Source organism: Sphingobium sp. AntQ-1 (assembly GCF_028538045.1).
GTDB classification, from domain to species: Bacteria; Pseudomonadota; Alphaproteobacteria; order Sphingomonadales; family Sphingomonadaceae; genus Sphingobium; species Sphingobium cupriresistens.
Window position 1 is genome coordinate 2,448,787 of the sequence record NZ_CP117158.1, and the last position, 12,626, is coordinate 2,461,412.

Here is a 12,626-nt window from a genome sequence, read left to right on the forward strand (position 1 = left end):
TCCGGCCGAAGGCAATATTGCGCGGCGGCCTGGCCTGACTTGCTGCTCGTCAATCCGGCTTCGCTGGCGCTCTTGCATCGAAACGGATTTCACTGTTGCAGAGCGCAACCTGTCGAAAGACGGGCAGCAAGCGCGATAATTGTCGTTATGGCGTGTGCGAAGGCCGACAGCCCAACAGGGCGCGGCTGCACGAACGGGAGAGCGTGTGATGAACGGCTTGCAGAGCTATTTGCTTCAATCCTCTTCACCCTTCGCGGATCGGGTGGAAGGGCTATCCAGTACCGCGACCTTTGACGTGAAGATTCACAATACCAACTGGCTGGAACCGGGGGAAGGACTATTCCAATCGTCCCAATGTTTCGTCCAGATGTTCTGTAACGCAACGCGCCTCGTCACTGGCGCGCGCGCGCCGCGCGGGCATCAGGCCCGTTACGTCAACCTTGGCGGCATCGCCTTTTTCGCCAAGGAAGAACCCATGCTGGTGCGGTGGGAACGCGGGGCGCAGCGCAGCATATCCTGCGGCTTTGACATCGACCAGATCGCATCGCGCGCGACCGTGGAATGGAACTGGCCGGGTTTCGACTGGGCGTCGGCCCTCGTTATCCGCAACGACCATATCGCTGCAATGTTGCGGCGGGTCGCGGCGGAAACGGTCATGCCCGGTTTCGCCAGCAGCTTGCAGATTGAAACGCTGTTGCTTGGCGTCGCGTTCGAATTGCGCCGCCAGTTCAGCGGTGAATCCGCGCCCGAAGCGATCGCTGCGGGCAAACTCAGCCGCGCCCAACTCGAAACCCTGCGCGCCATCGCGGTCGACACGCCGGGCGAAGCGCCGACCATCGCCGATCTTGCCGAGGCGATCGGCATGGGCGGACGCAAGCTGGCGATCCGCTATCGCGCGACCACCGGGCAGACGTTGCGCAGTTTCCTGGCGGAAAGTCGGCTGGAACGCGCCCGGTTGCTGTTGCCCGATCAGCGTCTGCTGATAAAGCAGGTGGCCTTCGACTGCGGTTTCAAAAGTTCCGCCGCCTTCGCCGCCGCCTTTCATCGCAGCACCGGCCAGACACCGCAGGCGTTTCGCGGCGCGCTGCTGCCTAATTGAGCATCATTCGGCGAAATAGCGGGCGTGGAATGACCCGTCCTGATAAAAATGATAGGTTTCCCCGCTATAGCGGATGGCCGGTCGACCGCCCATATCGGCCTTGTTGGCCATCATCGCCATGGCTTCGGAACCATTGACGATCAGATGCAGGATTTCGATCTGCACGATGGCGGCGTAATCGTCCCACATTTTGAGCAGCGCGTCCCATCCTTCCTGCACGCCGGTGCCCACGGGGTTTTCGAAACGAAATCCGCCCGGCGCCATGTCCTTGTACAGCGCCATGAAGCCATCCTTGTCGCCTGCGTTCCAAAGCTGGATGGATTCGACGATAAAGCCGCGAATATGGTCAGGGGTAGGTAGCGTCATGGATGTGGCTCCGTTTGCGATGGTCGGCCCATCTTGTCGCGCCGGGCAGCGCTGGAGGAAAGCTGTCGCACCATCGCCCAAATGCGAACATTGTCGGTGAACCGATCATCGGGCCGACCGTCCGCCGATCGCGCGGGCAGATGCCTGCCTGTCCGTCCATCGTGCGCATCTGGGATATACACTCTGCCTTCCGGCAACGTCGCGATGCCATGACGGAGCCGTGCGCCCGATGCTAATCCTGCGTCGAAAGACAATAAGCGGAGAGATGTCATGGGGACGAGAGAAGAATCCATCGCGCTGGAATTTATCGGCTATTTCCGAGATAACTGGCCCGATGATCTGGATGCCCCGCTGCGGCTCGTGTCCGACGACTGCTATTATCAGAGCATCGTGCCTACCACCGACCCGATCCGCGGCAAAGCCGCGATCAAGGCGAAATGGGAACGGATCAGGGCCGCCTATGGCGACCAGCGCCACGATATGAAGGGCGTCGCGTCCAGCGATACGCTGGTCTTCACCGAACGGACAGACTGGTCGCACACCAACGGAAAATGGGTGTCCATCCCGCTCGTCGCCGTGTTCGAAATCGGTCCGCAGGGAAAGATCGTCGCATGGCGCGAATATCTCGACGGCGGCAATGTCGCGCGCCAGATCGGCATGGCGGTCGAAGATCTGGAACAATCCTTGCGATCCGAACCGGCCTGATCCGGCCCGGCGCACAATCTGCGGGCATGTCCCGCGACGCAGTTCAGTGAAATGGAGACAGGCGTTGACCCGACAGGAAGAAATCGTGTTGAATTTCATTGGTGGCTACCGCGACAGTTGGCCGACCGATCTTGCCGCCGCGCTCATGCCGCTGGCCGACGACGCTTATTATCAGATCGTCGTACCCACGATCGCCCCGGTGGTAGGGCGCGACAGAATATTGGCCGAACATCGGCTGATGCAGCAGAAATGCACCGAACAACGCCATGACATGAAATGCTGGGGTTCGAACGGCAACACCGTCTTTACCGAACGTGTGGACTGGTCGCGCCGCAACGGCAAATGGTCGCCTGTCCCGCTGGTCGCCGTGTTCGACCTGAACGATGCGGGGCAGATCGTCGCCTGGCGCGAATATCTCGATCTTATCCACATTTCGCAATCGCACGGCATGACCGCGGACGCGCTGGTCGCGTCGCTCGATCTGGAAAGCCAGCCGGGGGCTTAGCGCGCGGCGCCGTCGCGGGCGGGGCAAGTCAGCGACCTAATCTGCAAGTGAGCGACGCTCTCTCGCATAGGGGCGCCCCCGGCCATCCGCTAATCCAGCAAGGACAGTCAAGAGGTCGACCACAAGAGAGCGACCCAGGATCAGGCAGAGGGATGTCGATATGGTAAATTGCAAGATGTGGCACGCCGTTTCGGTGATCGCGATGACGGTGTCGTCCGCGGCCCACGCGCAAGGCACGCCGCCAGCGGCTGAACAATCCGCCATCGGCATGGACGACATGACCCGCGACATCGTCGTCACTGCGCGGCGCAAGGCGGAATCGGCCCAGACCGTGCCGGTGTCGATCACGGCGGTCGGCGGCGAGGATATACAGAAGCTGGGGCTTCAGACCACCGCCGACCTTCAACGGCTGGTTCCCGGCGTCATCCTGAACGGCGCGGGTTCGATGTCGAACACCACCTACACCATTCGTGGCCAGGGCAAGGCAGTGACCGGACCCGGCCTGCCCTCGGTCATCACCTATCTCAACGAAGTTCCGCTGCCCCCGATCGGCAGCTTCACGCCGACCTTCGATCTGGACAATGTCCAGGTGCTCAAAGGGCCGCAGGGCACATTGTTCGGGCGCAACACCACGGGCGGCGCCGTCCTCGTCTATACCCGCACCCCTTCCTATGATTTTGAAGGCTATGCCCAGATCGACGTCGGCAATTACAACAAACATTCCGTTCAGGGCGCCGTCAACATCCCGATCATCGCCGACAAGCTGGCCATCCGCATCGCCGGCGATCGTGGCCGTAACAAGGGGTTCACGCCCAATATCAGCACTGGCAAGCGGCAGGACAATCTGCACATGGACACGTTGCGGGCGTCGATCCTGTTCGAACCGACGGACACCATCAAAAATGTGCTGATCGTCGATTACACCCGGATCGAAACCAATGCGCAGGGCTATTTTCCGGTCGTGGTGCTGCGCCCGGATCTTCAACCGCTGGTGGATTCGCTGCGCGCGCTGGGTCGGCGGACCGCCGCGAGCACGGTCGACCCCTTCGACAATGAAACCTTTTGGGGCCTGTCGAACACGACCTCGGTCGACATCGGCGCAGTGACGATCAAGAATATCTTTGGCTACCGCTATACCAATGTCGACAATCTGCAAAATGCGATCGGACTGCCCGCCGCGCCCTTGCCCAATCTGGGTCCGGGTCTGGCCGCGCTGGGGCTGGTGCCGGGTCAGCCCGGAACGCTCATCACCACCCGCAACCACAGCGTATCCGAACAATATACCAACGAATTGCAAATCAGCGGCTCCTTGTTCAACGACCGGCTTTCCTGGCTTGCGGGCGGCTTCTACCTCAAGGCGCAGCCAGCCGGGGTCAATTATCTGGTGCTCGATCTTTTCCGGCCGACGCCGCCCACCCCGACGACGCAGGCCATCGTCAATGGCGCGCTGGGCGGGGTATGGCCGGTAGGGTCGCTGTCCGACACCCTCTATGGCGACCAAAGCCACGCGCTCTTTGCCAATCTATCCTACGCACTCGACGATATGGGGTTGCACGGCGTGACGCTCAACGGCGGCTTTCGCTATACTTGGGACAAACAGTCTATCTGTAGCAACAGCCGGGTTTCCGTCGCGCTGGCGACCGGGGAAACCATAGCCCAGCCCTATTCGGGCCTAGCCGCTTGCCGGGCCGATACCGGCAGCCGCTTCGGGCGCGCCAGTTTCGAAGGCTCCGCCCGATCAAAGGCGCCCACCTGGACGCTGGGTGTCGATTACAAGGCCAGCGACGACATCTTCCTCTACTTCACCAATCGGCGCGGCTATCGCGCCGGAGGATTGAATGCGCCCGTCCTTGCCCCGGTCCTCAGCGCCTTTCAGACTTTCGATCCGCAGACGGTCACAGACTATGAAGTCGGCGTCCACAGCAAGTTTCGCAGCGGTTCTTGGACCGGCCATTTCAATATCGCCGCCTTCATCAGTCATTTCGACAAGTTGCAGCTTCAAGCGACCGGCATAACCGCCGGGTCGGGTCTTCCCGGCCTGGATTCCACCAATGCGCCCGCCGGGTCCGCGCTACAGATCAATGCCGGAACGGCGACGTCGAAGGGTTTTGAGTTTGACGGACATATCTCGCCGACGCCCGGCCTGCGGCTAAGCTTTGCCGGCGCGCACCTGCGGCAGAAATTCGACCGGCTCGAAGCGCCCGCCATCCTCGCGCCCTTCTTTCACTCGCCGGGCGGTTTTACCGGGGCGCCCAAATGGAGTTACCAGTTCGCCGCCGATTATGAATTTGACCTTGGCGATTTCGGGCGGATGGCCCTGCATGGCGACTATTATCATATCGATCAATATCTACAGGGTCCGGTGCGCCTGCCGAGTTATAGTCTCATCAGCCTCAATGCGCAGGTCAGTAACCTGCAAGGCCTGCCGATTACCGTCACTGCCTATGTCGATAACCTGACAAACCGCCAATATATCCAGAATATCATCATCAGCGCGACCAGCTTCGGCATCAATTCGGGCAGCTATGCACCGCCGCGCACCTATGGCGTGCGGGTCCGCTACGACTTTTAGGGTCATGGCCGGGCCGCGGGTTCTTCATCGGCGGGCGGGACGTGACGCTACGCCCGCCGATACCGCTCGTTCAGCCGTAAAATCGGGCGGCCACCGCCGTGTCGAGATATTCCTTGCCCTGCGCGATCCTGCCCTGCGCATCGATCGCCAGGACATAGACATAGCTGTTGCAATATTCCCCCTCGGCGAAGCTGAAACGCCCTTCCGCTTCGATCGCGACCCGATCGTCCTGCGCGGTGGTGCGCAATATGGTCATCGCGCGCGCGCCCGATCGCCCGATCGTTCCTGCCAGACCCCGCATCAGCGCGCTACGGTCCAACATGCCCCATCCCTGCACCCACCAGGTCGCATCTGGGGCGAGCAGCGCATCGATTGCATCCAGATCGCCCGCAACGATCGCGTCGAGGAAATCTTGGCCGGTCCGGGCCGGATCGGGCTGTGGCGAAGCAATGGTCATGGCGCCATTGAGCCGTCGCCGGCCTGGCCTGTCAAACATATAGTGAAAGGACAGATGGCGTGACCAAGACAGAGGAAATCCGCCCCCACCAGCGCACCTGCCCGCTGTGCGAGGGCATGTGCGGCATCGATGTCAGCGTCGACGGGGACCAGGTGACGATGGTCCGCCCGAACAAGGCGAATGTCTGGAGTCGGGGCCATATCTGTCCAAAGGGGACGACGCTGGGCGACCTGCATCATGATCCCGATCGGCTGCGCACGCCGATGATCCGCGAAGGCACCCAATGGCGCGCGGCGTCGTGGGAAGAAGCGTTCGCCCATGCCGATCGGCTGGCGCGCGGCGTGCGCGAAAAATATGGGCAATCGGCCTTCGCCAGCTTTGGCGGCAATATGTCGGGCAAGGGATTCGCCAGTGGCCGCTACATGATGCTGCTCTACCGGTTGGCGCGCTTCGCCCAAAGCTATTCCTCGTCCAGCGTGGATCAGCTTCCCAAGAATGTCAGTTCCTTCCTGCTGTACGGCAATATGTGGCGCATACCGATCCCGGACATCGACCGAACCGACCTGTTCGTCATTCTGGGCGCCAATCCCGCCGAATCGAAGGGCAGCATTTTCTCGCACCGCGATGTCATGGGTGGCATTCGCGACTTGCGCGCGCGCGGGGGCAGGGTCGTGGTGCTTGACCCGGTGCGCACCCGAACCGCGGCGGCGGCGGACCAGTGGGTGCCGCTGCGCCCCGGCAGCGACGCGGCCCTGTTGCTGGGCATCGTCCATGTCCTGTTCGCCGAAAATCGCGTGCGCCTGGGCCATCTCTCGCCGCTGCTGTCAGGGGTCGAAACGCTCCGCGACGTTGCCGCCGCCTTTCCGCCCGAACGTGTCGCGGACTTTTGCGGTGTCGATGCGTCGGTCATCCGCCGCCTCGCGCTGGACATAGCAGACGCGCGGGCTGCCGCCATTTATGGGCGGATCGGCACCTGCACGCAAAGTTTCGGCACGCTGGCATCCTGGCTGGTCGACGCCATCGCCATTCTGACCGGAAATCTGGATGCGCCCGGCGGATCGATGTGGTCGACGCAGGTCGCCCCGCACCTTGACCTTGCACCGCCCTATGCCAGCACCGGCGCGGTTGCCGGCAATCCGTCCAGGGTGCGGGGCGTCCCGGCAATATTGGGTCAATATCCCGCATCCTGCCTTGCCGAAGAGATCGACACGCCCGGCGAAGGCCAGATTCATGCGCTGATGACGCTGGGCGCGAACCCCGTCCTCTCGGTGCCCGGCTCCGCCCGGCTGGACGCGGCGCTGGAACAGTTGGACTGTATGGTCAGCATCGACATCTATCTCAACGAAACCACTCGCCACGCCCATGTCATCTTCCCCAGTCCGTCCCTGCTGGAACAGCCGCACTGGGACATATGGGCCTGGCCATGGGCGCTGACCAGCGGCGGACATTATTCTCCGGCGCTGTTCGGTGAAGGGCATCGGCCCCCCGAATGGCAAGTCATGGCCCGCATCGGCGCGATCATGGGCGGGGTGGACATTCCCGACCTCAACGCCCTGGACGATGAATTTTTCGGCATGATGTGCGATCAGGCCGGGGTTGATCGCCAGGTCGCCTTTGCCGCGTTGCCGACTAACGGTCCCGAACGCATTCTGGACCTGTGCATTCGTTCGGGTCCGTTCGGCGATCGTTTCGGCGCGCATCCGACGGGCCTCTCGCTCGCCGATTTCAAGACGGCCCCCGACGGGATATTGCTTGGCCCTGCCGTGCCGCTGGGCGAACGGGCGATCACGACGCCGACTGGCAGGATCGAACTGGCGCATCCGCATTTCCTGACCGACATCCCCCGGTTGGAAGCGGCACTGGACGAACCCGTGCCCGCCCTCGTGCTGGTCAGCCGACGCCAGTTGCGATCGCTTAACAGTTGGATGCACAATCTCAACACGCTGGTAAAGGGCAAGGAACGCTGCACGCTCCAGATTCACGGCGATGATGCGCGCGCTCTTGGCCTGGCCCATGGCGACAGTTGCGAAGTGACCAGCCAGGGCGGCATCGTCACCGCGCCGGTGGAAGTGACCGACGACATCATGCCCGGCGTGGTCAGCCTGCCCCACGGTTGGGGCCATGATCGCGAAGGCGCACGCCTCGACATTGCCCGGTTGCATGTCGGCACCAACATCAATGAACTCAGCCCGGCCGAAATGATCGACGCCGCGTCGGGCAACGCCGTGTTGAACGGCATCCCCGTCGCGATCCGTCGCCTGCCCTGATTCGTCCTGCGCCTTTCCCGTCAGCGCGGCGGGATGGGTTGCAGGTCGAAGTCGATATAGCGGTAATTCTCGCCGCAATCGCGCAGCAGGAAATTCTGCCGCTTGAGCCAGCGATGGAAATGCCGCGTCAACGCCGAGTCCATTTCGGGTCCGACCTGCGCGACAAAGGCGTCGAGCGCCGCCATCGCCGCATCGTCATCGTCGAACCGCTGCCCCAACAATGCCTCGACATCGTCCATGTCCGCTGCCGCCACCTGCGCGCCATAAGTCGCCCAGCGCCGCAGATAGCGCGCCAGCGCGGCGGCGGAATCGCGCTGATAGTCCGCGGCGGCGCTCCCGCCCGGCAGCGCCTCCACCTGCGCGACCAATTTGCGCGCCGCTTCGTCGAACCCGATCTGGCGGGGAACGGGCAGGTCCGGGTCGGTCAGCGCTACGCCGTCATGCGCGGCGATCGCACTGATCGAAAAGCGGGTGGCGGACACCGCAAACTGCATATAGGCGACATAATCCTGTTCGGGCGAGGACTGGAAGGCGAGCGGCCACAGCAGAAATCCGTTGACCCCGCAAAATCCGGCCGTGTGATATTCGATCAGCCGCTTGCTGATCCTGTCCCCGGTCAGCCGCTCATAATGATCGATCAACGCCGAAATATCGCCCAATGGCTCCGCCGTGTCGCGGATGCGCAACCCCGCAAGCTCGGCCGCAGGATCGCCAAAGCTCGACACCTCGAAATCGATCAGACCCGTCACGCGATCGTCTTCGAACAGAAATTGTCCCGCGTCCGGGTTGATGAAGGCGGCCTTCGTCCGGTCGCGCGGCACGTTGCGATGCAGCCAGTCGGCGATGAAGCGCATCAGGGGGAAAGGGCGACCGATCGTCTTGTGGAAAATGTCGATGGCCGGCTGGTACAGCGCCAGCGCGATGTCCTGCGCCGACGTGGGAACCGGCAATCCCACCTTCGCAAAGGCGGCGAGCGGAACCTGGTGCAGCCGCGCGATCAACGCGATATACGCCTCGCGCACCTGTCGGCGCACATCTTCGTCGGCGATGGTCGCGCTGTTGATCCTGCCGGGAATATGCTCCAGCACCAGCGACAACGGATCGTCGATCACGCCCAACAGGCGCGGCGCGGGAATGGCGTTGGCTTCGAACGCCAGGTGGATTTCGCCCTCCTGGATCATGTCGACTGGCGACACATAGCTATCGCCACGCGGCCCGCGAATATAAAGTGGGGTGACCACGCCGTCCCGGATCACCTGCGCATCCCAGCCGGGGCGCCAGCGCGGATGCCGCACGAACCCAGTCACCACGCCCATATTCTGCGTCAGCCAGTCGAACACCTTGCGGTCGAACGGGTCCAGATTCGCCGGGTCGATCGCCGACACAGGCGGCGGGGTGTCGATGATGGCATCGGTCATATCGTTATCCTCTCTTTCCCGAAAGCTATCATCTCTGTCGCCGCTGTCGCCATCGCAGGCGCTTTGGCGACAGGATCGGCATCTGGGCGATGGCGATCGCGCTTCCGCTCCCCACCGGCCGCTGCGCACTATTGCGGCACAGACGATAAGGATCGAGAGGGCTTTTCCATTCCGCAATCCCCGCCCAGTCCGAACGGGCCGCCACTTTCGGCCCTGACCCTTGCTGCCCTGGCCGCGCCCAGCATCTCCCTGTCGGCCCTCAGTCTGCCGCTGGTGGTCTATCTGCCCAGCTATTATTCGGGCAGCCTGCATCTCGATCTGGGTGTCGTTGGCGCGGTGTTCATGATCGTGCGGATCATCGACATCGTCCTGGACCCGCTGCTTGGCGGATGGATGGACCGCACCCGCACCCGTTTCGGGCGCTATCGGCCATGGGTCGCGGCGGGCGCCCCCATGATAATGGTCGGCATGGTGATGCTGTTCACTGCATCGCCCGGTGTCGGGCCGGGCTATCTGGCGATATGGCTGCTCGTCGCCTATGCTGGCTGGTCGGTGCTGGGCCTGGCCCAACTGGCCCTGGCGGCAGGGGCTTCGCCCGATTATCAGGAACGCTCCCGCATCTACGCCTGGTGGCAGTTCGCCTTCATGCTGGGGATGGTCGCGGCCATGCTGATCCCCAAGATACTCGCCTTTGCCGGGCGGCCGGGCCAAACCGATGCGATGCACATGATGGCATGGTTCGTTGTGGGGGTGACGCCGCTGATGACGGGCTTTACCCTCGCCATCGTACCTGAACGCCACCGTGCGGCAGACTCGCATCATGGCGGCATTTCCACCTATTTTCGCCTGGCCAGGCGCGGGGATGTCAGGATCGTGCTGTTGGGCGAACTGCTGCTGGGCCTTGGCGCGGGCGCCACGACCACCTTGGCGGTCTTTTTCTTCGCCCTTGCCAAGGGCATCGCTCCGGCCGATGTCGGCCTCATCCTGATCGGCCAGTTCGCCGTGGCGCTCCTTGTCACGCCGGTCTGGACCATATTGGCGGGCCGGTTGGGCAAGCATCGCGCGCTTGCTCTGGCGGCAACGGGGTCGGGCCTTGCGCAAATCCCGCTATACTTGATGCCCGGCGGCAATCTGCTCGTGGCGATCGGCGTCTTTTCGCTCGTCGGCCTGTTTTATGGCGCCATCGCCATGCTGCCGCGCGCGATGATCGCCGATTGCGCCGATGCCAACCGGCTCGATAGCGCAGAGGATTGTACCGGCCTCCTGTTCGCCCTGTTGATCGGCGTCTGGAAGGTCGGTCAGGCGCTGTCGGTCGGCCTGCTGTTCATGATTCTGGACTGGATCGATTTCAAGCCCGCACTGGATGCCAGCAACTCGGTCCAGGCGCTCGACCGGCTTCAATGGCTCTATTGCTTCATACCGTTGCTGCTCTCCGGCCTGGCCGCGCTGCTGCTGCTACGTTATCCGCTCACCAGCGCGCGCCATGCCGAAATATTACAAAAACTACAATTAAAACAATGATATAAAAGATTTTTTAAACACTTCTACCGTAACCGCGCCGAACCGACCGATGCAAAAATCGCACAGCATCGTCTGTTTCGCTGTCCATGTCGCGCCCGTCGAGGACAATCGAATGGGAGTTCGACTATCTGCCAAAGCACTGTTCGAACAGCTTAATTGATTGCTCCTGCAGATTGTGACCGGCGCGCGTCGATCGACCGGCGCAGGCTGTCGACCAGAACCAGTGTCGAACTACCCAGCTTCGCCACCTCAACCCTCGATCTGCGATCAGCATAGACAATGTGCTGCGGCGGATGCCGATGCAACGGCAGGCGTTGGGAATGCGTAGGCTTATGGGTCCAACCTTGCTGCCTGGGGCTGCTCTACGTCCAACTTTTGAAAGGCTGTGCATTGGCCATGCGATGCGCTTTGGCGCTGGTGGTGACGAAGCAGACCCCAGGGGAGAAACAGCCAGCCCGCCACCGTCGTCGATTATCGGTGACGCGAAAGATGGGCGCTACATGACCTTTCTACGCCAATGGCCTACGATACCTAAATCTATAAATATCCCAGCAAATGCTGGGATTCAGCGTTCGCCAAAGCGTGCCTGTGACCGTTGGAATACAGTAAATGGCGGAGCGGCAGGGATTCGAACCCTGGATACGCTTTTGGCGTATACTCACTTTCCAGGCGAGCGCCTTCGACCACTCGGCCACCGCTCCGCATTGCACTGGAAGTGCGGCTCCCTATCGTGCGATGTGCGGCTAGGCAAGGGCTATGGTCAGGGGATGCTTTACTTTATCCCGCGGTCGCTGTTTGATCGCGGCATGAACCGCCTTCTCGCGCTCGCGCTGTCCGCCGCTGTCCTTCCCGCCTGCCTCGCTGCCCAGGCTCTCGCCACCGATCCGCCCGCTACGCCCGCCGACGTAGTGGCGCAAGCGCCGGCGGGCGCATGGCGGCCGATACCAGCGGACGAACTGCTGGTGATGACCATAGAGGGCGGCAAGCGCGTAGTCATCCAGCTCGCGCCCGGCTTTTCGCCACGCCATGTCGCCAATATCGCGACGCTGGCGAAGGCGCATTGGTGGGACGGCACCAGCATCAACCGGGTGCAGGACAATTATGTCGCGCAATGGGGCGACGCGACGGAGAAGAAGCCGATGCCGCCCGGCCTGTCCGCCACCAGCCCGGACGATTATGCCCTGCCGCTGGCGACGCGGCGGCTTGCGGTCACGCCCTTGCCCTATGCCGATCCCTATGCCTCCTCGACCGGCTTCGTGGGCGGCTGGCCGGTGGCGATGGACGGAACGTCGGCCTGGCTGCCCCATTGCTATGGCTATGTCGGCGTCGGCCGGAACCTATCACCGGACGCGGGAACGGGCGCGGAACTCTATGCCGTGATCGGCCAGGCGCCGCGCCAGCTCGATCGCAACATCGCAGTCGTGGGCCGCGTGATCGAAGGCATGGCGCATCTGTCCAGCCTGCCGCGCGGATCGGGCGAACTGGGCTTCTATACGCCGACCGAACATCAGGCGCCGATCCTGACCGTCCGTCTCGCCAGCGAACTGCCGGCCGCCGAGCGCCCGCGCTTCGAGGCGATGGACACGCTGTCGCCCAGCTTCGCCAATTATTTGCGCCTGCGCGCCAACCGAAAGGATGATTTCTATGATCGCCCCGCTGGCGGCGTCGACCTGTGCAATGCGCCGGTGCCGGTCAGGGCCGCGCCCTAACATCGGG

10 protein-coding genes and 1 tRNA gene are annotated in these 12,626 nt (G+C 62.7%); 7 read left to right on the forward strand and 4 right to left on the reverse strand.

The genetic code is table 11. The features are described from left to right. The first annotated feature begins 208 nt into the window (after positions 1-208). Entirely contained in the window at positions 209-1,099 is an 891-nt protein-coding gene (locus sphantq_RS12255; protein WP_272798620.1) for a helix-turn-helix domain-containing protein, read from the forward strand. 3 nt (positions 1,100-1,102) lie between these two features. Here the strand turns inward: sphantq_RS12255 and sphantq_RS12260 are convergent, their stop codons facing one another. After that, complete coding sequence (locus sphantq_RS12260) at positions 1,103-1,465, reverse strand: nuclear transport factor 2 family protein (RefSeq protein WP_066599883.1); 363 nt, start codon at positions 1,463-1,465, stop codon at positions 1,103-1,105. 270 nt (positions 1,466-1,735) lie between these two features. On the opposite strand from sphantq_RS12260, the gene sphantq_RS12265 reads away from it, so the two are divergent. The 3 genes from sphantq_RS12265 to sphantq_RS12275 all read left to right on the forward strand — a co-directional run bounded on the left by sphantq_RS12265 (position 1,736) and on the right by sphantq_RS12275 (position 5,247). Next, positions 1,736-2,170: a limonene-1,2-epoxide hydrolase family protein gene (locus sphantq_RS12265; protein WP_066599886.1), complete on the forward strand. Its 435-nt coding sequence runs from the start codon at positions 1,736-1,738 to the stop codon at positions 2,168-2,170. A gap of 85 nt (positions 2,171-2,255) precedes the next feature. Then, on the forward strand, positions 2,256-2,675 hold the full coding sequence (locus sphantq_RS12270; protein WP_272798621.1) for a limonene-1,2-epoxide hydrolase family protein: 420 nt from the start codon (positions 2,256-2,258) through the stop codon (positions 2,673-2,675). A gap of 160 nt (positions 2,676-2,835) precedes the next feature. Further along, positions 2,836-5,247, forward strand: a complete 2,412-nt coding sequence (locus sphantq_RS12275; protein WP_272798622.1) for a TonB-dependent receptor — start codon at positions 2,836-2,838, stop codon at positions 5,245-5,247. A 70-nt stretch (positions 5,248-5,317) separates the two neighbouring features. Here sphantq_RS12275 and sphantq_RS12280 read toward each other — a convergent pair whose 3' ends face one another. Continuing rightward, positions 5,318-5,704: a nuclear transport factor 2 family protein gene (locus tag sphantq_RS12280; RefSeq protein WP_066599889.1), complete on the reverse strand. Its 387-nt coding sequence runs from the start codon at positions 5,702-5,704 to the stop codon at positions 5,318-5,320. Between the two features lie 59 nt (positions 5,705-5,763). Between sphantq_RS12280 and sphantq_RS12285 the strand changes: the two genes are divergently transcribed. Beyond that, complete coding sequence (locus tag sphantq_RS12285) at positions 5,764-7,971, forward strand: molybdopterin-dependent oxidoreductase (protein ID WP_272798623.1); 2,208 nt, start codon at positions 5,764-5,766, stop codon at positions 7,969-7,971. Between the two features lie 20 nt (positions 7,972-7,991). Here the strand turns inward: sphantq_RS12285 and sphantq_RS12290 are convergent, their stop codons facing one another. Then, entirely contained in the window at positions 7,992-9,389 is a 1,398-nt protein-coding gene (locus sphantq_RS12290; RefSeq protein ID WP_272798624.1) for a phosphotransferase, read from the reverse strand. A 273-nt stretch (positions 9,390-9,662) separates the two neighbouring features. Between sphantq_RS12290 and sphantq_RS12295 the strand changes: the two genes are divergently transcribed. Further along, positions 9,663-10,910 (forward strand): MFS transporter, encoded by a 1,248-nt coding sequence (locus sphantq_RS12295; RefSeq protein WP_272798625.1) that lies wholly within the window; start codon positions 9,663-9,665, stop codon positions 10,908-10,910. Positions 10,911-11,520: 610 nt separating this feature from the next. On the opposite strand, the gene sphantq_RS12300 is transcribed toward sphantq_RS12295, so the two are convergent. Then, positions 11,521-11,611 (reverse strand) — tRNA-Ser (locus tag sphantq_RS12300). 105 nt (positions 11,612-11,716) lie between these two features. On the opposite strand from sphantq_RS12300, the gene sphantq_RS12305 reads away from it, so the two are divergent. Beyond that, positions 11,717-12,619, forward strand: a complete 903-nt coding sequence (locus sphantq_RS12305) for a peptidylprolyl isomerase (protein ID WP_272798626.1) — start codon at positions 11,717-11,719, stop codon at positions 12,617-12,619. Positions 12,620-12,626: the final 7 nt, after the last annotated feature.

Bases quoted from the DNA above. Each gene is read 5' to 3' on its own strand.
- sphantq_RS12265 (WP_066599886.1), top strand. From the start codon at position 1,736: ATGGGGACGAGAGAAGAATCCATCGCGCTGGAATTTATCGGCTATTTC.
- sphantq_RS12290 (WP_272798624.1), bottom strand. From the start codon at position 9,389: ATGACCGATGCCATCATCGACACCCCGCCGCCTGTGTCGGCGATCGAC.
- sphantq_RS12275 (WP_272798622.1), top strand. From the start codon at position 2,836: ATGGTAAATTGCAAGATGTGGCACGCCGTTTCGGTGATCGCGATGACG.
- sphantq_RS12260 (WP_066599883.1), bottom strand. From the start codon at position 1,465: ATGACGCTACCTACCCCTGACCATATTCGCGGCTTTATCGTCGAATCC.
- sphantq_RS12255 (WP_272798620.1), top strand. From the start codon at position 209: ATGAACGGCTTGCAGAGCTATTTGCTTCAATCCTCTTCACCCTTCGCG.
- sphantq_RS12280 (WP_066599889.1), bottom strand. From the start codon at position 5,704: ATGACCATTGCTTCGCCACAGCCCGATCCGGCCCGGACCGGCCAAGAT.
- sphantq_RS12305 (WP_272798626.1), top strand. From the start codon at position 11,717: ATGAACCGCCTTCTCGCGCTCGCGCTGTCCGCCGCTGTCCTTCCCGCC.